We start from the raw sequence: 21506 nt of genomic DNA on the forward strand, positions 1-21506 counted from the left end.
CATGGACAAGTTCGTCACGCACACCGGGATCGCCGCGCCGCTGAAGCGTTCCGCGGTCGACACCGACCAGATCATCCCGGCCGTATATCTGAAGCGCGTCACCAAGACGGGCTTTGAGGACGCGCTGTTCGCGTCGTGGCGCCAGGACCCCGAATTCGTGCTCAATCAGCCCGCATACCGGGGAGCATCCGTCCTCGTCGCGGGGCCCGATTTCGGGACCGGATCGAGTCGCGAGCACGCCGTCTGGGCGCTTCGCGATTTCGGGTTCAAGGTCGTGTTGAGCCCCCGCTTCGCCGACATCTTCCGCGGCAACGCCGGAAAGCAAGGCCTACTCGCAGGTGTGATTCCCGAGGCCGAGATCGAGCGCATGTGGGCGGCGATCGAGGCGAACCCCGGGGTGCAGATCACGGTCGATCTCGAGGCGCGCGAGGCCGTCATAGCCGATATCCGGGTCCCTTTCGAGATCGATGATTACACTAGGTGGCGTCTCTTGGAGGGACTCGACGACATCGGGCTGACCCTCCGGAACGAAGACAAGATCGCCGCCTACGAAGCGCGACGCGAATCCTGGAGGCCACGCACTTTACCGGTGCTGCCGCTTCCCGCACAGTAAGGCTGCACCGCATGACGACACTCCTGAACGACACCGCGGGCAACAAGAAGTCGGGGCCAGGGCGGAGCGCGAAAGTGAGTGCAGAAGTTCTGGCGATCCGTGGCGGCAGGCCGCTAAAGGGCACGATCGAGGTCAAGGGCGCGAAGAACCTCGTCACCAAAGCCATGGTGGCGGCGCTTCTCGGCGAGACCCCGAGCATCCTGCGCGATGTTCCCGAACTCAGCGACGTCGCGGTCGTCCGCTCGCTCCTCGAGGTGCACGGCGTGACGGTGACGGACGGCGACGAGCCGGGAAGTCTTGTGCTCGACCCGAGCGGCGCCGCCTCGGCGCACTTCGAAGAGATCGACGCACACGCGGGTGCCTCGCGCATCCCGATCCTCTTCTGCGGTCCCCTGCTGCACCTGCTGGGCGAGGCGCTGATCCCGGACCTCGGCGGATGCCGCATCGGCGACCGGCCGATCAACTTCCACATGGACGCCCTGCGCGCATTCGGGGCGATCGTGGACAAGAGCTACGAGGGCATCCGCATCACGGCGCCGAACGGGCTGCACGGTGCGAACATCGAGCTGCCGTACCCGAGCGTCGGGGCGACGGAGCAGGTTCTGCTCACCGCCGTCAAGGCCAAGGGCATCACCGAGCTCAAGAATGCGGCCATCGAGCCCGAGATCATGGACCTGATCGCGGTGCTGCAGAAGATGGGCGCGATCATCTCGTACGAGCCGAATCGCGTGATCCTGATCGAGGGTGTCGAGACGCTCCGCGGCTACGACCACCGCTCGATCTTCGACCGCAACGAGGCCGTGTCCTGGGCCTGCGCCGCTCTCGCGACGGACGGCGAGATCTTCGTCGCGGGCGCGAAGCAGCAGGACCTGCTGACGTTCCTCAACGTCTTCCGCAAGGCCGGCGGATGGTTCGACATCCGCGAAGACGGCATCCTGTTCCGCCGTGACGGTTCCATCAAGCCGGTCATCGTCGAGACGGACGTGCACCCCGGCTATATGACCGACTGGCAGCAGCCTCTGATCGTCGCGTTGACGCAGGCAGAGGGCGAGTCGACCGTGCACGAGACGGTGTACGAGAACCGCCTCGGATTCACCCAGGCCCTGGTCAAGATGGGTGCCGACATCGTCGTGCACCCGCACGGGCTCAAGGGTGGCGAGCGCCGCGTGCCGCGTCGCGCGCTCGAGCAGGCCGCCGTCATCAACGGTCCGACGCCTCTGACCGGCGCCGAGATCGAGGTCCCCGACCTGCGCGGAGGCTTCTCCTACGTCGTCGCGGCGCTGGCAGCCCAGGGCGAGTCCCGGGTGTCCGGCGTCGGCATCATCAGCCGGGGCTACGAGAAATTCTTCGACAAGCTCACCGCGCTCGGCGCCGACTTCGACATCGTCGGGTGACCCGGTGAGCCGGAAGCGCCCGCGATCGAGCGAGAAGTCACGGCCAAGCGTCTTCTGGCTGCTCGGCGGAATCGTCGAACCGTTCACGAAATACTTCGCCCGCATCCGCATCCACGGCGCGGAGAACATCCCGGCCGAGGGCTCGTTCATCCTCGCGCCGAATCACTACAGCGAGTTCGATCCGCTGATCGTCGCCGTGACGGTGTGGGACATCGGGCGGGCGCCGCGGTTCCTCGTCAAGGAAAGCCTGTTCCGGGTTCCCGTGCTCGGGTGGGCGCTCAAGGCCACCGGCATGATCCCGGTCTCGCGTGAGTCGACGTCGTCTTCGGCGAAGTCGACGTTGTCTGGCGCCGAGCGGCTGGCGACGACGGGTAGCAGCGTCATCGTCTACCCCGAAGGAACGCTCACGCGCGACCCCCTGCTTTGGCCCATGCGCGGCAAGACGGGCGCTGTGCGCCTGGCCTTCGAGTCGGGAGCGCCCCTGATCCCGGTAGCGCACTGGGGCGTGCATGAGATCATGCCGCGCTACGGGGGCAAACTGCGCTTCTGGCCACCGCGCAAACACGTCGACTTCCTCGTGGGCGAGCCGATCGATCTGTCGGACTTCGCCGGCCGTCATCACCAGCCGGGTGCGCTGCTCGAGGCCACGGACCGCTTGATGAACGCGATCACCGCGCTGCTCGAGGAGTTGCGCGATGAGAAGGCGCCGCCCGTTCGCTGGAACCCCGCGACGCACGCGCAGAAAGAGACGGGTCGCTTTGAGTCGTAAAGCTCCGGATGGTCCGAAGGTCGCTGTCATCGGCGCGGGGAGCTGGGGCACGACTTTCGGCAAGATCCTCGCCGACGGTGGCGCCTCGGTCACGATGTGGGCGCGTCGCCCCGAACTCGCGCACGAGATCGCCGAGGGCAAGCGCAACAGCGAGTATCTGCCGGGCGTCAACCTGCCCCGGTCGATGACCGCCACGCCGCACCTCTCCGAGGCCCTCGACGGTGCGACGCAGATCTACCTCTCGGTGCCGAGCCAGGCGCTGCGCGAAAGCCTCAAGGCCCTGCGTCCTCTCGTCGCCGACAACGACGCCCGGCTCATCAGCCTGATGAAGGGGGTCGAGCGGCGCTCGGGTATGCGGATGAGTCAGGTCATCGAGCAGGAGCTCGCGTGCGATCCGGGTCGCATCGCCGTGGTATCCGGTCCGAACCTGGCTCTCGAGATCGCTCGCGAGCAGCCGACCGCCGCGGTCATCTCGTCGACCAGTCAAGAGACCGCTGACGCCGTTGCTCGTCGAGCACGCAACACGTACTTCCGATCGTTCGTGAACACGGATGTCATCGGCACCGAGTTCGGCGGCGTGCTGAAGAACCTCATCGCCGTCGCGATCGGCATCGTCGACGGTGTCGGCTACGGCGAGAACACGAAGGCGTCGATCATCACGCGCGGGTTGGTCGAGATGACCGACTTCGCGGTTGCGTACGGCGCGCAACCCGAGACTCTGCAGGGCCTCGCGGGCCTCGGCGATCTGATCGCCACCTGCCAGTCGCCGCTGTCGCGCAACAACACGGCGGGCCGACTGCTCGGTCAGGGATACTCGTTCCAGGACGTCGTCAAGCAGATGCAGCAGACGGCCGAGGGACTCGCATCCGTGGCTCCCGTGCTCCAGCTTGCGAAAGAGGTCGGCGTCGAGATGCCGATCGTCGAGCAGGTCAAGCGTGTGCTGGATGGCACGATGAAGCCGCAGCAGATCGCCCCACACCTGACCACCGACGATGACACCCCCCGGGGCGAGAGGACGCAGAATGCACAAACCGGCGGTGGCGGTGCTCTTTGGCGGTCGCTCCAGCGAGCACTCGATCAGCTCCGCAACGGCGGGCGGGGTGCTGCGGGCGATTGACCGCGCGCGGTATCGGGTGATCCCGATCGGCATCACCCGTGACGGTGTATTCGTTCTCGAAGAAGACGATCCCGACAAGTTCGCCCTCGACGCCGAGAAGCTGCCGGAGGTCGTCGACAACGGCACCCGCATCGTCTGGCCCGAGGGTGGTTCGGCACGCGAGCTACGCGTGCGCCGAGCCGACGGCACGGTCGAGGATCTCGGTTCCATCGACGTCGTCCTGCCGATCCTGCACGGTCTGCACGGCGAGGACGGCACGATCCAGGGGTTCCTCGACACCCTCCAACTTCCCTACGCCGGTGGCGGGGTACTCGATTCTGCGCTGTGCATGGACAAGCACTTCATGAAGATCGCGCTGCAGGCCGAGGGTGTGCCCGTCGCTCCCTGGGTCACCGTGCGGCGCGGCCGCTGGGACAGCGACCCCGCGGGGGTGCGGACGGATGCTGCGGCGCTCGGAGACGTCCTGTTCGTCAAGCCCGCGCGTGCCGGGTCGAGTGTCGGCGTCTCGAAAGTGCATCACCTGGGCGAACTCGATGACGCGCTCGCCCTGGCCTTCGCCGAGGACGAGAAGGTGTTGATCGAGTCGGCGCTTGTCGGTCGTGAGATCGAGGTCGCCGTGCTGGAGGGACGTCGGGGAGCGCCTGCGCGAGCCTCGCTGCCCGGTGAGGTCGTGCTGACGACCCGTGAGTTCTACGACTTCGAGGGCAAGTACCTCGGCGGCGACGGCGTCGATGTGCGCTGCCCAGCGGAGCTCGAGGCATCCGACATCGACGCGATCCAAGCGCTGGGCGCGCGAGCCTTCGAAGCCGTGGATGGCCGGGGCCTTGCCCGTGTGGACTTCTTCCTGACCGCGGACGGGCTCGTCGTGAACGAACTCAACACGATGCCGGGCTTCACGCCGATCTCGATGTTCCCGAAGTGCTGGATCGCGTCGGGCATGTCGTACGCGGAGCTCATCACCGAACTCATCGACACGGCGCTCGAGCGCGCCTGACCGGGCGGTCTGCGGGCCGGACCGGTCGGCTACGGCACAGGGACGTCGGTGCATGCCCCGTCGATGGGCAGGCGTCCGACGGACGAAGCGAGTGCCTCGAGCACCACGGCACTCGATACGCCGGTGTCGACGTTCGTATCGAGATACAGCTCGACCGCCGGCGTCCGGCCGAACGTGGTGACGCGGAAGCGGAAGTCGCCGAGGTCCTCGATGATCCAGTCGACGCCGTCGACGGTGCTGCAGGGCAGGGTCGTCGGCCCCGGCGGCTCGATGCCGCACGTCAGCAGCACAGCAGCCGGGTCGCCCCACGCCCCGGTGGCCTGGGCATCCGTCTGGCGACGCTCCTTGCCGTCGAGCGTTTCGGGGAGACGCACCGACACCTCGGCGCAGAGCGGGTCGTTCGCGCTCGGAGCGGGCTGCATGGCCACGGGCGAGGTGCAGCCGCTCAGCAAGGCCGCCGACACGACCACCGCGGCCGAGAGGACGAGCGGGCGACGCAGGGGCACCCCTCCAGGCTAGCGTGGGGGCATGACAGAGCTGGACGACCCGCGCGTGGGCGACCTCGCCGAGTCCGCCATCCTGCGCACGATCCTCGCGAGCATCGGCACGGCCGAGGCCGCCGAGGTGGGCCCCGGCGATGACGCGGCCGTGCTGCGCGTCCCGGACGGTCGTGTCGTGGCGACGACCGACACGCTGGTGCATGGTCCGGACTTCCGCCTGGCGTGGTCGTCCGGCGTGGATCTGGGGTGGAAGGCGGCCGCGGTCAACCTCGCCGACATCGCCGCGATGGGGGCACGCCCGACCGGTTTGCTCGTCGCGCTGGCGATGCCCGCCGACACTCGTCTGTCGTTCGTCCGCGGTCTCGCGGAGGGGCTCGCGGCGTGCTGCAGCGCACTCGCGCCCGGCTGCGCGGTGATCGGTGGCGACCTGACCATCTCGTCCACCCTCACGATCGCCGTGACGGCTCTCGGGTCGCTCGAGGGGCGGGCGCCGGTGCTCCGCTCGGGCGCACGCCCGGGCGACGTCGTGGCGTTGGCCGGTGCAGCGGGTGTGGCGGCGCGCGGGATCGATCTGTTGTTTTCGCGATTCACGGATGCCTCGGGCCCGGTCGCGGTCGACCGGACGACGCTGAACGCGCTCGAGCTCGAGGCGCTCGACGCTCAGCTGCGCCCGTCACCCCCGATCGGACAGGGCGTGGCGGCGGCGGATGCCGGGGCCACCGCCATGATGGACGTGTCCGACGGGCTCGCCCTCGACGCGACGCGCCTGGCGGAAGCATCCGGGGTGACGCTCGCGCTTCGCGCTGCCGAAGTGGGTGGCGATACACGCTGGGCCATCGATGGCGGCGAGGACCATGCTCTGCTCGCGACCTTCCCCCGCGGCTCGGACGTGCCGGCGGGATTCCGCGTGATCGGCGACGTCACCGCGGCGGGCGCGCGCCCACTGTTGCTCGATGGCGAGCCTCGGGCGCCACGCGGGTGGGACCCGTACCGGGACTGGGACGCCGGAATCGGCTGAGCGGATCGGGAACGGCCCCGGGCAGTTCGCCTACGGGAGCTCGGCGCCCCCACGGGAGCTCAGTGCGCCTGCCAGATGACCGTGTCGCCGTAGGCGCGCTCGCGCGCGAGTTCGAGGCCGGGCGGCCATCCCGGCTCCGGTGAGTGCCGCGAACGCTCAACGACGACCAAGCCGTCGTCGGCGAGACGGGGCGCGAGGAGTGCGAGCGTCGTGGCCAGATCGGATTCGCCCAGTTCGTACGGCGGGTCGAGGAAGACGACGTCGAACGAGTCGACAGAGCCGCGCAGGTACGCGTCCGCAGCCACGGTGTGCACGCGGCCGAGTCCCGTGCGGCCGAGGGATCGCTCGACACGGCCGATGTTGTCGCGCGCGATCGCCGCGGCCGGGCGCGACAGCTCCACCAGATCGACGGATGCGGCACCGCGGGACAGGGCCTCGAGTCCCAGCGCGCCGGAACCCGCGTAGAGGTCCAGAACGCGCGCGTCATCCAACACACCCGCCGCCTCGATCCCGGCGAAGAGCGACTCGCGCACGCGATCGCTCGTGGGGCGTGTGCGGCGCGCGGGGACGGCGAGCCGGATGCCGCGGGCGCCGCCGGCGATGATCCGGGTCATCCCCTCACCCTACAAACCACGGAAGGCGATGGCGCACACGGCGGGCAGAGCGACGTCCCACCCGCGAACTAGAGTCGTGGCATGTCGTCGGTGCTTCTCGAAACCCGACTCGAGGGTGTCGTGGGGGGCAAGACCTCCGCGGCCCTCGAGCGAGCCTTCGGCATGCGCACGGTCGGCGACCTGCTGGCGCACTACCCCCGGCGCTACGCCCATCGCGGCGAGCTGACGCCGATCCGCGATCTGCCGGTGGGGGAGCAGGTCACGATCGTCGCGGAGGTCGTGAGCGCCGGTGAGCGCCGCATGCAGGCGCGCAAAGGTTCGATTCTCGAGGTCGTCATCAGTGACGGACAGGGGCGCCTCACGCTCACGTTCTTCAACCAGACCTGGCGTCTGAAAGAGCTCCATGCCGGCCGTCGCGGCATCTTCGCGGGCAAGGTCGGCGAGTATCGCGAGACCAAGCAGCTCGCGCATCCGGATTATGAGCTGTTCGACGACGAGGAGACCGCGCGTCGCAGTGCGCAGGAGTACGCGAACCTGCCGATTCCGATCTATCCCGCCACATCGACGATCGCGAGCTGGCAGCTGGCCAAGATCATCGCGATCGTGCTCGATGCCCTCGGCGAGGTGGACGATCCCATCCCGGCCGCGCTTCGTTCGCGCAAAGGTCTGGTGCCGGCGCGGGATGCTCTCGAGAAGATCCACCGTCCGGCATCCGATGCCGACGTTCACATCGCCCACGAGACGCTCCGGATGCACGAGGCGCTCGTCCTGCAGACGGCGCTTCTGCAGCAGCGAGCAGCGGTCCGCGCCCTGTCGGCTCGCCCACGCCCCGCACAGGGCGGCGGATACCTCGAACGCTTCGACGCGGCGCTGCCGTTCACGCGAACCCCCGACCAGGACGACGTCGGCGAACGGATCGCCGCCGACCTGGTGGGCGAGTGGCCGATGAACCGGCTGGTGCAGGGCGAGGTGGGATCGGGCAAGACGCTCGTGGCCCTGCGCGCGATGCTGCAAGTTGCGGAGTCCGGCGGACAGTCCGCCCTGATTGCCCCGACGGAGGTTCTGGCGGGGCAGCACCTGCGCTCGATCGCGCGGATGCTCGGGCCCGATCTGGCTCCGGAGCTCATGCCGACCCTGCTGACAGGTCAGCAGGGCGCAGCGGATCGTCGCCGTGCAGCCCTCCGCGTCGCGTCGGGACAGGCGCTGATCGTGATCGGAACACACGCCCTGCTGAGCGACACGACGACCTTCGCAGACCTCGGCCTGGTGGTGGTCGATGAGCAGCACCGCTTCGGTGTCGAACAGCGTGAGACGTTGCGCGCGAAAGGCTCCAGCCCGCACGCCCTGGTGCTGACCGCCACGCCGATTCCGCGCACGGTCGCCATGACGGTCTTCGGTGACCTGGACGTGTCGACCATCCGCACCATGCCCGCGGGCCGCGCCGGCATCGAGACGTTCGTAGCTCCCGTCGGGGAGCGCCCTGCCTGGTTCGAGCGCGTGTGGCAGCGCGCGGCCGAAGAGGTGGGCAAGGGTCATCAGGTCTTCGTCGTGTGCCCCGCGATCGATGTCGAGGCCACCGGCAAAGCGGCGACCGACGACACGGTCGAGGCTCCGCCCGTCGAGGGGGAGTCGGTGCGGGAGCGGTGGGGGGTCGTGCAGGTCGAACGGATGCTGGCGGCCCGCGCCGATTACGCCGAGTTGCGTGTTTCGATCCTGCACGGGCGCATGCCGGGGGACGAGAAGGATGCCACGATGCGTGCCTTCGCCGACGGCCAGATCGACGTGCTCGTCGCGACCACCGTGATCGAGGTCGGGGTCGACGTACCGAATGCCTCGACCATGATCATCCTCGAGGCCGACCGCTTCGGCGTCTCGCAGCTGCACCAGTTGCGTGGCCGTGTCGGCCGCGGCGGGGTGCCAGGTCTCTGCCTGCTCGTTACCGAGGCGCAGTACGGCACACCCGCCCGATCGCGCGTCGAGGCGGTGGCGCGTACGCTCGACGGGTTCGAGCTCGCCGAGGTCGACCTCGAGCTGCGGGGTGAGGGCGATGTGCTGGGAGACATCCAATCGGGTGCTCGCTCGTCGCTGCGGTTGCTGCGCGTCGTGACGGATGCCCCGCTCATCGCCGAAGCGCGCGCTCAGGCCGAGGCGATTCTGGGGGATGATCCGGACCTGTCCGCCCATACGGGGCTCGCCCGCGCTATCGATCGCCGCCTGGACATCGAGGACCGCGCGGCGATGGCACGCAATTGACCCAAATGCGTGCGGAGAAGCGCATCCGGCGTAACGCAGCTCGGTCAGGCGCGGTGGGCGCGGATAGGCTGGCCGAGTGAACAACAGGATCGCGGTCGTCCCGGGTTCGTTCGACCCGCCGACCCTCGGCCATCTCGACGTCATCCGGCGTGCGGCGTCGCTATACGACTCGCTGCACGTCCTCGTCGTGCACAATCCCGACAAAGAGGCGATGCTTCCCATCGCCCACCGTCTGGCGCTCCTCGAACAGTCGATCGCCGAGAGCGACATCGAAGGCGAGATCATCGTGGCGTCGTGGAGCATGGGACTTCTCGTCGACTACGCCACCGATGTGGGAGCGGGAGTGCTCGTGAAAGGCATCCGTTCGCAGATCGACGTCGTCTACGAAACGCCCATGGCGATCGTCAACCGTCACCTCGCGCACGTCGAGACCGTCTTCCTGCTGCCCGATCCGTCGCACGCGCTCGTGTCGAGCTCGCTCGTCCGTCAGGTAGCGGGGCTCGGAGGGGATGTCTCGCCCTACGTACCGGGGCCCGTGGCACGATTCCTCGCCACGGGAACCAGCGCGGGTTAGGGCCCACGCGCGACACGGCGACCGGGTCGCCTGACCCCGACGCAGCGCACCGCGGGTAGCATGGACCCCCGTGAGAAACCGCAGGCCAGGACCATTCGCCCTCAACGTCCGCGACATCGAGCGCCGTCCGGGCGAGATGCGCGAGCACGACTTCGAGGTGAGCCTCGTCGAGCGCTGGGGTGAAGGCCTCGTCTACCTCGAACAGGGCGGCGCGGTCGATGTCGATGTGCGGCTCGAGTCCGTCCACGAGGGCATTCTGGTCAGCGGAGAGGCGCACGGGGACTACGTCGGCATCTGTGGACGTTGCCTCATCGACATCGCCGCACCCCTCGAAGTCGAATTCCAGGAGCTTTTCGCGTACCCTGGAGAGGAAACATCTGACTTCGAGGTTCAAGACGATCACGTGGATCTTGAAACTCTGGTCAGGGATGCGGTTATCCTGTCGCTTCCGTTTCAGCCGGTATGCCAGCCGGATTGCCCCGGGTTGGACCCGGTGACGGGCGAGCGACTGGCCGATACGGATAGCAATTCTCTGAGTTCCGACCTCGATCCACGCTGGTCGGCGCTCAGGCAACTGGCCCAGGACGACGCTTCAGCGAGCGCCCGCGAGCCGGACCAGAACCCCTAAGACTCGAACGAAAGAGATAGAGCCATGGCAGGTAACCCCCCGAAGCGCAAGGTTTCGCGCTCCAACACCCGTTCGCGCCGCGCGCAGTGGAAGGCCGAGCCGATCGCGCTCGTCAAGACCATCGAGAACGGCAAGGTCGTCTACAGCCGTCCCCACCAGGCCAAGGTGGTCACGGACTCGCAGGGAACCGAACTGTTCCTCGAGTACAAGGGCCGCAAGGTCGCCGACGTCTGACCGGCTCGCTGTAGCCGTGGCAGTGCTTCCGGGGGGGAGACGCGCTCTCGTCCAGCGCCTCGGGGTCGTCATTGACCCCGGTTTGCTGACGCTTGCGCTGACGCACCGCTCGTACGCGTACGAGGACGGCGGAACCCCGCACAACGAGCGTCTCGAGTTCCTCGGGGATTCGATCCTCGGCCAAGCGGTGACAGTCATGCTGTTCACGCGCCATCCGGAACTGGACGAGGGGTCGTTGGCCAAGCGGCGGGCGAGCCTTGTGTCGACGGTGGCTCTTGCCGAAGCCGCGCGCCACATCGACCTGGGCCGCCATGTTCTTCTCGGCCGCGGCGAAGAGCAAACGGGTGGCCGTGACAAGGATTCGATCCTTGCCGACACCACGGAAGCGATCATCGGGGCGACGTACCTGTCGGCTGGCCCGGATGCCGCGACCGACCTCGTGCTGCGTTTGATCGAACCCCTTCTGGGCGACCCCGAGCGCTACGGCGCCGCGATGGATCCGAAGACGAGCCTGCAGGAGTTGGCTGCTCGCCGGCAGGAATCGCCGCCGGCGTATTCGGTCCAGGCTGCGGGTCCCGATCACAACCGCATCTTCACCGCCACTGTGCGTGTCGGCGCGACGGCAGCTCAGGGCGTCGGGTCCAGCAAGAAGTCCGCCGAGATGGCCGCTGCCCTCGCGGCCTGGCGGGACATGACGACGCGCGACGACGTCGAGAGCGACGACGTTTCCGCGAGTGCCTGAGCTCCCCGAGGTCGAGGTCGTCCGCGCCGGACTTTTCCCCGCGCTAACGGGCGCCCGCATCGTGGCTGTTGACGCACGCGACCCTCGAGCCCTCACGAGGCACACGGGAGGGGCGCACGATTTCGAGGCCCGATTGCGGGGACGCAGCATCACCGGAGCGGCGCGGCGCGGCAAGTTCCTCTGGTTGCCTCTCGAGGCCGATGTTTCCGGCGTGGCCGAGGGTTCCACCGGGGCCGAAGCGATCCTCGTCCACCTCGGGATGAGCGGACAGATGCTGTTGCGGCCGGATGGCGCACCGGTCGAGCGCCACGAACGCATCCGGCTGTCGATCGAGCACCCCGAGCACGGTCCTCTCGATGTCGTATTCGCCGACCAGCGCACGTTCGGATCGCTCGCGATCGATCCGCTCGTGCCGACGGCGGATGGCGAGGCGGCGGGATGGGGCACGCCGGATCCGCTCCTCCCGGGTCAGGTCGCCCACATCGGGCGGGATCCGCTGGACGCCGCATTCCGCGACCGGGCATTCGTGCACGCCCTTGCTCGGAAGGACTCGGCGATCAAGCGTGTGCTGCTCGATCAGACCCTCGCGAGCGGCATCGGCAATATCTACGCCGACGAAGCGCTGTGGGCGGCACGCATCCATCCCGAGACTCCCGCTCGCGCGCTCTCGTCGCGCGCCGCCGGACGACTGCTGACGGAGGTGCGGGTGGTGTTGAACCGTGCGCTGGCCGAGGGGGGCACGAGCTTCGACGCGCAGTACGTCAACGTCAACGGACAGGCCGGCTACTTCGCGCACAGTCTGCGGGCTTACGGACGCGCAGGTCAGCCGTGTGAGAGGTGCGGGCGCCCGATCGTGCGCGCGTCCTTCATGAATCGATCGAGCCACTTCTGCCCGCGCTGCCAGCGCGTCTCGCTGGCGCGCGCCTGACCCCGCCCGCCCGCTCCCGGCGCCGTGCCGGCCCCCCTCCTGGCGCCGGGACACCCCTTCTTCGACGAAACACCCCGTGGCGACGGGTGTTTCGTCGCGCGAGGGGTGTTTCGGCGAAGGTGCCGGAGGGGAGCGAAGGTGGGGGGAACGGATGGCCGGGGGTCAGGCGTCGAGCACCTTCTTCCACGCGCCCTCGTAGGCGATCGGCACGAAGCCGATGGCCTCGTTGATGTCGAGCATCGGCCGATTCTCTTCGGCGTTGTACGTGATCACCCGCGGCGAGTCGGGCACGAGTTCGCGCCACGCCCGGAGGCCCGCGCACTTCACGAGCATCCCGAGGCGATGGCCGCGGTGCGCCCTCAGCACGAGCGTGTCCTCCTGGTGGGATGCCGCGGTGCGGTCCGGTCCGATCGCCAACTCGTTGAACGCGCACAACCCACCCGTCGGGATGTGCTGGGCGGCGGTCACATGGAGCAGGCGCCCGCCGTCGATCGCGCGCGCGTCGCCCAGGGCGACGCGCTCCGCGTCCCACTTCTCTTCGTCGTACTCGATCGCGGCGGCGGGAGCATCCGTCACCATCCGCGACTTCATCCAGGCATAGCCCTCGGCGAATCGCGGGGGAGTGGGCGCGTTCCACGACACGATTCGGTAGCCTTCGGCCGCGGCAGTCGCCTCTTCGAACAGGCGATCGACCTCGTCGAACGGCCCCCGCAGGTCGAAGGCGCTGTTGCGCTCGATCTGCTCGAGAGTGAAGCCGTGTCGGACGTAGAAGCGCGCGCCCGGGTCGTCGGCGGGGATGCTGCCGAAACCGGTCGGCGGCTCGAGTCGTGGGCCGGGCCGATCGGGGTGCTCGGCCCACGATTGGAGGACAGAGCGCCCGTGCTCGCGCGCGACCCGCTCGACCAGCTCGAGCGCGCGGGTGCCGATGCCGCGGCCCCGGACATCCGGAAGCAACTCGATGAGCAGGTAAGCGACGCGCGATTCGGTCTCGATAGGAAGGTCGAGGCCGACGCGTCCGACCGGGCGACCGTCGTCGAGCACGAGCCACGACAGCCGAATCTCGTACGGCTCGGTGCGGTAGTTGGGCAGAAGTTCGCCGGGCGACATCGAGTGGTCGTCGTGACCGGAGGTGTACCGGTAGACGGCGTTTCGAACCTCGGTCATCGCGCGGAAGTCCGCGGCGTCCTCCGCATCGATGGATTCCGGGATCACGAGGGGTCGATACTCGACGCGATCGAGGGTGGTGGTGCTCATCAGAAGTCTCTTTCGTGGGGCGTTTTCGGGGGCGTCGCGTTCGCTGAGCGAACGGGCCGGATGGTGGGGGTGGATGAACGGCGCCGGATCAGGCACCGTGCATCCAGAGGCGCGTCGCATAGGCGGCGTCCGCCTCGTACTTCTCGCGCTGCTGGGCATGGAAGACACGACGGCGGTGACGCTCGAGCGCGTCGGTGGGGCTTGCGGGCCGCGAGCCCCACAACATGAGCCAAAGCCCGACGCGCATCGCTGCGCGATCGAGCAGCGAGGTCCGGGCGACGCGGTCCGAGGTCGGCGCGAGGAGCGCCGGCGGTTCGGGCGGATGGGATAGGTGCTGCGGCTGATTCAGCTGCATGTTCATGGTGGTTCCTCGAAGAAATGGCTGGAAAACGGGGTGGATGGGGATGCCGACGAGGGGCATCCGAAGGCCGTGATCCGACGGGGCGCGAAAATGCGCCGATTGTGCCGGACTGGCGGGAGGATGCGGGAGAGCCGCTGGACGGCCGCCGCACGCGTGAATTCATCAGCCCGAGAACGGGCAGAGTTCTCCTACGCGCGGGTCAGCTGCCGGTGTGGGCGCGGTGTCCCGAGAAGGCGCCGAGGGAAACGGTCACCACGGGGATCGCGACGACTCCTCCGAGTGCGGAGCGAGTGGCGGTGATGCGGGTGGGTGCGCAGTTCATCAACATGGTGACCTCCTTTCAAACCTCTGATGCGAGAAGTGACGCTAGCGCGGACCCGGTCGCGCGTCAAGCTGATTCACAGAATTCGTGAACGCCCGGGCGTTGCCTGACGGGAGGTACGCCCCGCCTCGGGTAGCCTGAACCGCACTGTAATGCTGGGTCGGAGGCTGAATTCATGCACCTGAAGAGCGTGACGCTCAAGGGGTTCAAGTCGTTCGCCCAGCCCACGACGTTCGCATTCGAGACCGGCGTGACGGCGATCGTGGGCCCCAACGGATCCGGGAAGTCGAATGTCGTCGACGCCCTGGCGTGGGTCATGGGCGAGCAGGGAGCCAAGACCCTTCGCGGCGGGAAGATGGACGACGTCATCTTCGCCGGCACCTCGACGCGCGGTCCTCTCGGCCGCGCCGAGGTCCAACTCACGATCGACAACGCTGATGGTGCGCTGCCGATCGAATACTCCGAGGTCACGATCAGCCGCACGCTGTTTCGGAACGGTGCCAGCGAATACGCGATCAACGGCGACACCTGCCGGTTGCTCGACGTACAGGAGCTGCTGAGCGACTCGGGCCTCGGGCGCGAGATGCACGTGATCGTCGGTCAGGGCCGCCTCGACACGGTGCTGCAGGCGAGCCCCGAAGACCGGCGCGGCTTCATCGAGGAAGCCGCCGGGATTCTGAAGCATCGCCGCCGCAAGGAGAAGACGCTCCGCAAGCTCGAGGCGATGGAGGCGAACCTCACGCGACTGAGTGACCTCGCCGGGGAGATCCGACGCCAGCTCAAGCCGCTCGGGCGCCAGGCCGAGATCGCGCGCGAGGCGCAGACGATTGCGGCTGTCGTTCGTGATGCCAAGGCCCGACTGGTCGCCGATGAGCTGGTGGGATTGCGGAACGAGCTCGCGGCACATGTGCGCAGCGAGCATGAACGCCACTCCGAGCGCCTCGTGCTGCAGGAGCGCGCGGACGATGTGCGCAAGCGCGTCGAGGTGCTCGAGGCCGAGCGCCGCGGATCGGATGCGGTAGACGCGGCGCGCAGCGTGTTGTTCGAACTCGAGAGGGTCCGCGAGCGGTTGCGCGGATTGTTCACGCTTGCGAACCAGCGCATCGCGCTGCTCGGATCGGCCGACGAGCAGACCGAGATCGGTTCGAGCGTTTCGCAGGCGGATATCGACGAGGCGCGTGCCGAGATCATCGAGCTGCGCGACGCGGTGGACGCCGCTGCCCAGATCGCAACGGATGCCGGACGTGCCGTCGCGCACGCCCGCGCCGAGCTCGACGCGCTCGACACCGACATCGCCGCACAGAGCGCCCTGGTGTCCGAACACGAGATGCGCATCACGTCACTTCGTGGATCCGCGGATGCCGCAGCATCCGCTTTGGCGGCCGTTCGCGGGGCGGTGCTCCGCCAGCAGAACGCGCTGGATGCGGCCCTCGTCCGGCGCGCGGCCGCTGCCGAGGCGCTGGAGGGTCTCGAACCCCTGCCGCAGCCTGCCGGAGACGTCGACCATCCCGCAGCGTATGACCGTGCCCAGCGTGCCGTCGCCGACGCGGATGCCGAGCTCGCGGGGATTCGCGAGCGCCTGCACGAGGCCGAGCGCGAGGCCGGTGCCCTGACCGCGCAGACGGCCGCGCTCACCCGCGCGCTCGACGTACGCAATGGTGCTTCCGCGCTGATCGAACGGGGTCTCGCGGGGGTGCGGGGCCTCGTTGCCGACGGCATGCAGGTGCGCCCCGGGTACGAGGCAGCTGTCGCAGCGGTGCTCGGCTCTGTCGCCGAGGGGCTGCTCGTGGATACGCGAGACGCTGCATTCGACGCCCTGGCCGAGGCCGAGCGCGCTCAGCTCGGGTCCGTGGAGGTCGTCGTGGGCGACGCGGATGCCACGACATCGACGACGTTCCCGACCCTGGACGGCGTCGTTCCCGCCCTCGATGTCGTCACCGCGCCGAATGGGGTCCTAGGCCTGCTCGCACACGTTGCCATCGCGGATGACCTCGACTCCGCGCGCGCCGCCTGGCCGCAGCTGCAGGCAGCGTGGGGTTCGACAGCCGTGACCGTCGTCACGCTCTCGGGTGAGGTCGCGACCGCGTACCTTCTGCGCGGCGGAAGTGGCGGGTCGCCGTCGCGCCTCGCTTTGGTGGCCGAACGGGATGCCGCGGCCGATCGGTTGAGCGAGCTGACCGTCATCGTCGACTCACTGCGCGAGGCATCGGCCGACGCCAAGGCTGCCCTGGCTGAAGCGCGCCAGAAGGCTGCGGCGGCACTCCACGACATGCGCGCGTACGACGCCGCCCTCGCCGCCCGCGCCGAGCACGTCAACCGCGTGACGGTTCAGCACGAGGCAGCCGTGGCCGAGTGTGAGCGCCTCGAGACCGGACTTGCTCAGGCTCAGTCCGCTGTGAGCGACGCGGAGGCCGCGGCACATCGCACCGCGAATGAGCGCGACACGGCGCTCGAGGCACCTCGCCCGATTCTCGACGCGTCTGCTCGTGAGGGCGTGCTCGGTGAAGTGGAGGCGGCGCGCGAGTCCGAGATGCGCGCTCGCCTCGAGGTCGAGACGCTGCGCGAGCGGGTGCGGGCGCAAGAGGCTCGGGTCGTGTCGCTCGAGCGCCGGCGCGAGAGCGAGCGTGCGGCTGCCGAAGAAGCGGCGCGTCGCGCTGTCATCCGTCGCGCCCAGCGCGAGGCCGCGACGGGAGTGATCGCCCGCGTGCCGCACGTCCTCGATGCGGTCGATCGGTCGGTCGCGCAGGCCGGGCTGGATCTTGCCAATGCCGAGCGCGAGCGCACGGAACAGAACGTCGAACTCGCGACGCTTCGCGAGCAGGATATCGGCCTGCGCGAGCGTCTGGCCGCGCTGACCGAGGGGGTGCATTCGCTGGAACTGAGAATCCATGAGAAGCGTCTGCACGTATCCGGCCTCCTGGACCGAGCTCGCTCCGAGCTTGGGTTGGAAGAGAATATTCTCGTCGAAGAATATGGGCCGGACCGTGAGGTTCCCACGCCGGAGGCGGGCGAAGACACATCCGAGCCGTTCGATCGCGCGCGCCAGCAGCGTCGCCTGCAGCAGGCCGAACGCACCCTCGCGCAGCTCGGTCGGGTGAACCCGCTCGCGCTCGAGGAGTTCGCCGCGCTCGAACAGCGGCACGCGTTCCTCGTCGAGCAGCTCGGCGATCTGACGCAGACGCGCAAGGACCTGATGACGATCATCGGCGACTTGGACGAGCGGATGCAGACGATCTTCGCGGCGGCATTCGACGATACGAAGGCGGCTTTCGCCGAGGTCTTCCCCGTGCTCTTCCCCGGAGGAACGGGAAGCATCTCGCTGACGGATCCCGACAACATGCTCACCACGGGCATCGAGGTGTCGGTGCGCCCCGCGGGCAAGAAGATCGAGCGCCTCTCGCTGCTGTCGGGTGGCGAGCGGTCCCTCGCTGCCGTCGCCCTGCTCGTGGCGATCTTCAAGGCGCGCCCGAGTCCGTTCTACATCCTCGACGAGGTCGAGGCAGCACTCGACGATGCCAACCTCGGTCGTCTGCTGAGTGTGTTCGAGCAGCTGCGCGAGAGCAGCCAGCTGATCGTGATCACGCACCAGAAGCGGACCATGGAGATCGCGGACGCCCTCTACGGTGTGTCGATGCGCCAGGACGGGGTATCGGCCGTCGTCGGTCAGCGCGTGGGGGATCGAACGGCCGAGCGCGCGTCCGCGTAGGCTGGACGGATGGCGGAAAGTTCCTGGTCGCTCGGTCGTGCCCTGCGCGGCATGTTCGTCAAGCCCACGATCGATGAGACGACGTGGGACGACCTCGAGACGGCGCTGATCCAGGCCGACTTCGGTCCCGACATCACCGAGCGCATCGTCGACGAGCTGCGCGCCAAGGTCGAGCGGTATCGCACGACCGACCCGAAGGATCTGCAGCGGATGCTGCGCGAAACGCTCGAAGAGCACTTTGCGCGCTTCGACACCACCCTGAACCTCACCGAGCGGCCGGCCGTCGTCTTGGTCGTCGGTGTCAATGGTGTCGGCAAGACGACCACGATCGGAAAGTTCGCGAAGTTCCTGCAGCGCTACGGCCGCTCGGTCGTCGTCGGCGCGGCCGACACCTTCCGCGCGGCTGCCGTCGACCAGCTCGCGACCTGGGCGGAGCGCGGGGGAGCGGCGATCGTTCGTCCGCAACAAGAGGGCCAGGATCCCGCATCCGTCGCGTACCAGACGATCGAATACGCGCAGCGGACCGGCACCGAGATCGTGCTGATCGACACCGCCGGACGACTGCACACCAAGGGTGGGCTCATGGACGAGCTCGGCAAGATCAAGCGCGTCATCGAGAAGCAGGCGCCGATCAGCGAGGTGCTGCTCGTGCTCGACGCCACGACGGGTCAGAACGGTGTGATGCAGGCGCAGGCGTTCCTCGAGCACGCGGGTGTCACCGGCCTCGTGCTGACCAAGCTGGACGGTTCAGCGCGCGGCGGCTTCGTCCTCGCGGTGCAGGAGCGCACGGGCATCCCCGTCAAGCTCCTGGGGCAGGGCGAGAGCATCGGCGACCTGACGGGATTCACCCCGCACGTCTTCGCGTCCGCACTCGTCGACTGAGGCATCCGAACGCACGCCGTCAGCTGCGTGACAGCTCTCGATTCGCCGCGTAAACGGCGCCGCGCCGCGTCGGGCTACCGTGTACGGCATCCGGCTGGTTACATGGGGGGATGGCGATCGAGCACGATTTCTTCGGGGTACTCGAGTCCGGACCGGACGGATCCATCTTCTGGTCCGAGAACATCGAGCTGGGTGACCAGTCGGTCACTGTCGACCTCACCGCGCCCGATCAGGACGACGTGTCCGCTGCCGCACTCGACATGGCCGCGACGCTGGTGTCGTCGATCGAAGAGGTCGACCGCCGGGCGCGCGACGCGATGCTGTCGCTCTTCGACGACCGCACGAGCGAGGTGACCGAGTACATCATCCAGCAGCAGGAGACGCTGGGCGACGATATCGAGGGCATGCTCACCGACATCTCGGGCGACATCGCCGTGGACGTCATCCGGTCCCTGCAGCTGATGAGCATGACGATCCTCGCCGACGAGATGGGCAGCGGCGACCCGTTCGCCGTTCTCGAGTACGCGCTCGACCCGGATGCGACCGACGACGTGCTGCTTGTCAACATGAGCAGCGACGGTGACGTCCAGTCGGTCACCAGCGCCGAGTAGCGGAGTCACGCGCGCTACCGGAGGAGATCCCCGGTTCGGAGGATGTTTCGGCGCGTTGTGATCCTCCGAAGTGGAGATTTCCTCCCGAGCGGGGATCGGGTGCGGCTCAGACGGCTTGGGCGAACCCGAGGTCGGCGGCCTCGGCGATATGCGACAGGTGTGCGGGGATCTCGCGCCCCTTCGACCGCATCGACTGAGCCCAGAGGCGCCCCGCCCGGTACGACGAGCGCACGAGGGGTCCCGCCAGCACGCCGAGAAAGCCGATCCGCTCGGCCTCCTCCTTGAACTCCACGAACTCGTGAGGCTTGACCCAGCGCGCCACAGGCAGGTGGCGCGGCGTGGGCCGCAGGTACTGGGTGATCGTGATGATGTCGGTGCCCGCGTCGTGCAGATCCTGCAGTGCCTGGACGACCTCTTCGGGCTCCTCGCCCATCCCGAGGATCAGGTTGGACTTGGTGATGAGGCCCGCGTCGTGCGCCTGCGTCAGCACATCGAGCGAGCGCTCGTACCGGAACGCGGGCCGGATGCGCTTGAAGATGCGAGGTACGGTCTCGACATTGTGGGCGAAGACCTCGGGCCGTGCGTCGAAGACGACGTTCAACAGGTCGGAGCGACCCGAGAAGTCCACCGCGAGGATCTCGACACCCGTGTTGGGGTTGGCGGCATGGATGCGCCGGACGGTCTCCGCATGCAGCCAAGCCCCCTCGTCGGGCAGGTCGTCGCGTGCCACGGCTGTGACGGTCGCGTAGCGAAGCTGCATCTGTGTGACGCTCTCGGCGACGCGCCGAGGCTCGTCCATGTCGTAGTCGGCGGGCTTGCCGGTGTCGATCTGACAGAAGTCGCAGCGCCGCGTGCACTGCGAGCCGCCGATCAGGAACGTGGCCTCGCGGTCCTCCCAGCACTCGAAGATGTTGGGGCAGCCGGCCTCCTGGCAGACGGTGTGCAGGCCCTCGTCCTTCACGAGCGAATGCAGCGCCGTGTACTCGGGGCCCATCTTCGCCTTGGTCTTGATCCACTCGGGTTTGCGCTCGATGGGGGTCTCGGCGTTCCGGATCTCGAGCCGCAGCATCTTGCGGCCGTTGGGCGCAGTCGCGGGCGTCGAGCTCGCTCCGTGCGAGTGGGAGCCCGACCCGCAGGAGGGTCCGCAGCCGCTCACGCGGAGACCCCGATCATGGTCGCGGCTGCTCGCGCGCCGACTTCTGCGTACGCGTGCTGGAAGGCCGCGCTCACGGTGTCGAGGATGTCGCGGGGTGAGACATCCGCCCCCACGACCTCGCTGACCGTCGTGACCCCGGCATCCGTGATTCCGCAGGGGACGATCGCGCGGAACGCGGCGAGGGAGTTGTTGCAGTTGATCGCGAAGCCGTGCATGGTCACGCCGCGCTGGACGCGAACGCCGATCGCGGCGACCTTGTCTTCGGAGAGGGGACGGCGGACCCAGACACCGCTGCGGCCCTCGACGCGGTAGCCGTCGACGCCGTGGGTGCTCAAGGCGTCGATGAGGATTCCTTCGAGGCGCCGTACGTGCGCGACGACGTCGATCGGCTCGTGCAGGCGGACGATCGGATAGCCGACGAGCTGGCCGGGTCCGTGCCAGGTGATCTTGCCCCCGCGATCGACATCGATCACGGGCGTGCCGTCGTTCGGCCGCTCGTGCGGCTCGGTGCGCTTGCCCGCCGTATAGACGGCCTCGTGCTCGAGCAGCATCATCGTGTCGGGACGTTCGCCGCCGACGACCTCGGCATGGATCAGCCGCTGCAATTCCCATCCTTCGAGATAGGGGACGTAGTCGGGTGCGAGGCCGACCTCCTGCACTTCGAGCACGCGCGCTCCCTTGTCGATGGGATGAATTGCTGGATCGCGTCTAACAATACCCCCGTCGACCCGCATCGGCTCTCACGTTCCGTTCCGCTGTCGCAGACCGCTCGTCGACGTTCGGCCGTAGGTAGATGTGCGACAGCGGAGCGGGGGAAGGGGGGAAAGGAGGGGGGT

The 21506-nt window shown here is 68.3% G+C and carries 22 protein-coding genes; 15 read left to right on the forward strand and 7 right to left on the reverse strand.

The window, feature by feature from the left end; all coding sequences use genetic code 11:
* Position 1 precedes the first annotated feature (1 nt).
* Genes leuD through ACIQ0W_RS02110 form a run of 5 tightly spaced genes read left to right on the forward strand, consistent with a single transcriptional unit; the run spans position 2 to position 4887 of the window.
* Positions 2–613: a 3-isopropylmalate dehydratase small subunit gene (gene leuD / locus ACIQ0W_RS02090; RefSeq protein ID WP_396641223.1), complete on the forward strand. Its 612-nt coding sequence runs from the start codon at positions 2–4 to the stop codon at positions 611–613.
* Positions 614–624: 11 nt separating this feature from the next.
* Positions 625–2007, forward strand: coding sequence for a UDP-N-acetylglucosamine 1-carboxyvinyltransferase (gene murA, locus ACIQ0W_RS02095; RefSeq protein WP_396641224.1), 1383 nt, complete (start codon positions 625–627; stop codon positions 2005–2007).
* A gap of 4 nt (positions 2008–2011) precedes the next feature.
* Positions 2012–2776, forward strand: a complete 765-nt coding sequence (locus tag ACIQ0W_RS02100) for a lysophospholipid acyltransferase family protein (protein WP_396641225.1) — start codon at positions 2012–2014, stop codon at positions 2774–2776.
* The gene (locus tag ACIQ0W_RS02105) at positions 2766–3893 is read left to right on the forward strand and encodes an NAD(P)H-dependent glycerol-3-phosphate dehydrogenase (RefSeq protein WP_396641226.1); all 1128 of its coding nucleotides are present in this window, start codon (positions 2766–2768) and stop codon (positions 3891–3893) included. Before ACIQ0W_RS02100 ends, ACIQ0W_RS02105 begins: the two co-directional genes overlap by 11 nt.
* On the forward strand, positions 3799–4887 hold the full coding sequence (locus ACIQ0W_RS02110; protein ID WP_396641227.1) for a D-alanine--D-alanine ligase family protein: 1089 nt from the start codon (positions 3799–3801) through the stop codon (positions 4885–4887). The genes ACIQ0W_RS02105 and ACIQ0W_RS02110 overlap by 95 nt, the downstream gene beginning before the upstream one ends.
* Before the next feature lie 29 nt (positions 4888–4916).
* Here the strand turns inward: ACIQ0W_RS02110 and ACIQ0W_RS02115 are convergent, their stop codons facing one another.
* A complete protein-coding gene (locus ACIQ0W_RS02115) occupies positions 4917–5393 on the reverse strand; it encodes a DUF3515 family protein (RefSeq protein WP_396641228.1) in 477 nt (158 codons plus the stop codon).
* A gap of 22 nt (positions 5394–5415) precedes the next feature.
* Here ACIQ0W_RS02115 and thiL point away from each other — a divergent pair, with 22 nt between their 5' ends.
* The gene (gene thiL, locus ACIQ0W_RS02120; RefSeq protein WP_396641229.1) at positions 5416–6405 is read left to right on the forward strand and encodes a thiamine-phosphate kinase; all 990 of its coding nucleotides are present in this window, start codon (positions 5416–5418) and stop codon (positions 6403–6405) included.
* Positions 6406–6464: 59 nt separating this feature from the next.
* Here thiL and rsmD read toward each other — a convergent pair whose 3' ends face one another.
* On the reverse strand, positions 6465–7019 hold the full coding sequence (rsmD, locus tag ACIQ0W_RS02125) for a 16S rRNA (guanine(966)-N(2))-methyltransferase RsmD (protein WP_396641230.1): 555 nt from the start codon (positions 7017–7019) through the stop codon (positions 6465–6467).
* 81 nt (positions 7020–7100) lie between these two features.
* Between rsmD and ACIQ0W_RS02130 the strand changes: the two genes are divergently transcribed.
* The 6 genes from ACIQ0W_RS02130 to mutM all read left to right on the forward strand — a co-directional run bounded on the left by ACIQ0W_RS02130 (position 7101) and on the right by mutM (position 12378).
* A complete protein-coding gene (locus ACIQ0W_RS02130) occupies positions 7101–9272 on the forward strand; it encodes an ATP-dependent DNA helicase RecG (RefSeq protein ID WP_396641231.1) in 2172 nt (723 codons plus the stop codon).
* Between the two features lie 76 nt (positions 9273–9348).
* The gene (gene coaD / locus ACIQ0W_RS02135; protein WP_396641232.1) at positions 9349–9846 is read left to right on the forward strand and encodes a pantetheine-phosphate adenylyltransferase; all 498 of its coding nucleotides are present in this window, start codon (positions 9349–9351) and stop codon (positions 9844–9846) included.
* A 136-nt stretch (positions 9847–9982) separates the two neighbouring features.
* Positions 9983–10474, forward strand: coding sequence for a YceD family protein (locus tag ACIQ0W_RS02140; RefSeq protein ID WP_396641430.1), 492 nt, complete (start codon positions 9983–9985; stop codon positions 10472–10474).
* A 24-nt stretch (positions 10475–10498) separates the two neighbouring features.
* Positions 10499–10708: a 50S ribosomal protein L32 gene (gene rpmF / locus ACIQ0W_RS02145; protein WP_036296900.1), complete on the forward strand. Its 210-nt coding sequence runs from the start codon at positions 10499–10501 to the stop codon at positions 10706–10708.
* Positions 10709–10724: 16 nt separating this feature from the next.
* Positions 10725–11450 carry a ribonuclease III gene (gene rnc, locus ACIQ0W_RS02150; RefSeq protein ID WP_396641233.1) on the forward strand — a complete coding sequence of 242 codons (726 nt, stop codon included), beginning with the start codon at positions 10725–10727 and terminating at the stop codon, positions 11448–11450.
* Complete coding sequence (gene mutM / locus ACIQ0W_RS02155) at positions 11443–12378, forward strand: bifunctional DNA-formamidopyrimidine glycosylase/DNA-(apurinic or apyrimidinic site) lyase (protein WP_396641234.1); 936 nt, start codon at positions 11443–11445, stop codon at positions 12376–12378. Before rnc ends, mutM begins: the two co-directional genes overlap by 8 nt.
* Positions 12379–12540: 162 nt before the next feature.
* Here mutM and ACIQ0W_RS02160 read toward each other — a convergent pair whose 3' ends face one another.
* The 3 genes from ACIQ0W_RS02160 to ACIQ0W_RS02170 all read right to left on the reverse strand — a co-directional run bounded on the left by ACIQ0W_RS02160 (position 12541) and on the right by ACIQ0W_RS02170 (position 14321).
* On the reverse strand, positions 12541–13632 hold the full coding sequence (locus tag ACIQ0W_RS02160) for a GNAT family N-acetyltransferase (protein WP_396641235.1): 1092 nt from the start codon (positions 13630–13632) through the stop codon (positions 12541–12543).
* Positions 13633–13720: 88 nt separating this feature from the next.
* The gene (locus tag ACIQ0W_RS02165; RefSeq protein WP_396641236.1) at positions 13721–13993 is read right to left on the reverse strand and encodes a hypothetical protein; all 273 of its coding nucleotides are present in this window, start codon (positions 13991–13993) and stop codon (positions 13721–13723) included.
* Between the two features lie 199 nt (positions 13994–14192).
* Positions 14193–14321 (reverse strand): hypothetical protein, encoded by a 129-nt coding sequence (locus ACIQ0W_RS02170; RefSeq protein WP_396641237.1) that lies wholly within the window; start codon positions 14319–14321, stop codon positions 14193–14195.
* Between the two features lie 169 nt (positions 14322–14490).
* Here ACIQ0W_RS02170 and smc point away from each other — a divergent pair, with 169 nt between their 5' ends.
* The 3 genes from smc to ACIQ0W_RS02185 all read left to right on the forward strand — a co-directional run bounded on the left by smc (position 14491) and on the right by ACIQ0W_RS02185 (position 19514).
* On the forward strand, positions 14491–18021 hold the full coding sequence (gene smc, locus ACIQ0W_RS02175) for a chromosome segregation protein SMC (RefSeq protein WP_396641238.1): 3531 nt from the start codon (positions 14491–14493) through the stop codon (positions 18019–18021).
* 9 nt (positions 18022–18030) lie between these two features.
* Entirely contained in the window at positions 18031–18903 is an 873-nt protein-coding gene (gene ftsY / locus ACIQ0W_RS02180; RefSeq protein ID WP_304689000.1) for a signal recognition particle-docking protein FtsY, read from the forward strand.
* Between the two features lie 110 nt (positions 18904–19013).
* Positions 19014–19514 carry a DUF2004 domain-containing protein gene (locus ACIQ0W_RS02185; RefSeq protein ID WP_396641239.1) on the forward strand — a complete coding sequence of 167 codons (501 nt, stop codon included), beginning with the start codon at positions 19014–19016 and terminating at the stop codon, positions 19512–19514.
* A 106-nt stretch (positions 19515–19620) separates the two neighbouring features.
* On the opposite strand, the gene lipA is transcribed toward ACIQ0W_RS02185, so the two are convergent.
* Both lipA and lipB read right to left on the reverse strand, forming a co-directional pair.
* Positions 19621–20583, reverse strand: coding sequence for a lipoyl synthase (gene lipA / locus ACIQ0W_RS02190; protein ID WP_396641240.1), 963 nt, complete (start codon positions 20581–20583; stop codon positions 19621–19623).
* A gap of 83 nt (positions 20584–20666) precedes the next feature.
* Entirely contained in the window at positions 20667–21338 is a 672-nt protein-coding gene (gene lipB, locus ACIQ0W_RS02195; protein WP_396641241.1) for a lipoyl(octanoyl) transferase LipB, read from the reverse strand.
* Positions 21339–21506 lie beyond the last annotated feature (168 nt).

This window comes from Microbacterium sp. (genome assembly GCF_044340635.1).
Taxonomy (GTDB): Bacteria; Actinomycetota; Actinomycetes; order Actinomycetales; family Microbacteriaceae; genus Microbacterium.

Bases quoted from the DNA above. Each gene is read 5' to 3' on its own strand.
- ACIQ0W_RS02185 (WP_396641239.1), top strand. From the start codon at position 19,014: ATGGCGATCGAGCACGATTTCTTCGGGGTACTCGAGTCCGGACCGGAC.
- lipA (WP_396641240.1), bottom strand. From the start codon at position 20,583: ATGCTGCGGCTCGAGATCCGGAACGCCGAGACCCCCATCGAGCGCAAA.
- ACIQ0W_RS02130 (WP_396641231.1), top strand. From the start codon at position 7,101: ATGTCGTCGGTGCTTCTCGAAACCCGACTCGAGGGTGTCGTGGGGGGC.
- ftsY (WP_304689000.1), top strand. From the start codon at position 18,031: ATGGCGGAAAGTTCCTGGTCGCTCGGTCGTGCCCTGCGCGGCATGTTC.
- rsmD (WP_396641230.1), bottom strand. From the start codon at position 7,019: ATGACCCGGATCATCGCCGGCGGCGCCCGCGGCATCCGGCTCGCCGTC.
- ACIQ0W_RS02170 (WP_396641237.1), bottom strand. From the start codon at position 14,321: ATGTTGATGAACTGCGCACCCACCCGCATCACCGCCACTCGCTCCGCA.
- rpmF (WP_036296900.1), top strand. From the start codon at position 10,499: ATGGCAGGTAACCCCCCGAAGCGCAAGGTTTCGCGCTCCAACACCCGT.
- ACIQ0W_RS02165 (WP_396641236.1), bottom strand. From the start codon at position 13,993: ATGAACATGCAGCTGAATCAGCCGCAGCACCTATCCCATCCGCCCGAA.
- ACIQ0W_RS02110 (WP_396641227.1), top strand. From the start codon at position 3,799: ATGCACAAACCGGCGGTGGCGGTGCTCTTTGGCGGTCGCTCCAGCGAG.
- thiL (WP_396641229.1), top strand. From the start codon at position 5,416: ATGACAGAGCTGGACGACCCGCGCGTGGGCGACCTCGCCGAGTCCGCC.
- murA (WP_396641224.1), top strand. From the start codon at position 625: ATGACGACACTCCTGAACGACACCGCGGGCAACAAGAAGTCGGGGCCA.
- ACIQ0W_RS02160 (WP_396641235.1), bottom strand. From the start codon at position 13,632: ATGAGCACCACCACCCTCGATCGCGTCGAGTATCGACCCCTCGTGATC.
- leuD (WP_396641223.1), top strand. From the start codon at position 2: ATGGACAAGTTCGTCACGCACACCGGGATCGCCGCGCCGCTGAAGCGT.
- smc (WP_396641238.1), top strand. From the start codon at position 14,491: ATGCACCTGAAGAGCGTGACGCTCAAGGGGTTCAAGTCGTTCGCCCAG.
- ACIQ0W_RS02140 (WP_396641430.1), top strand. From the start codon at position 9,983: ATGCGCGAGCACGACTTCGAGGTGAGCCTCGTCGAGCGCTGGGGTGAA.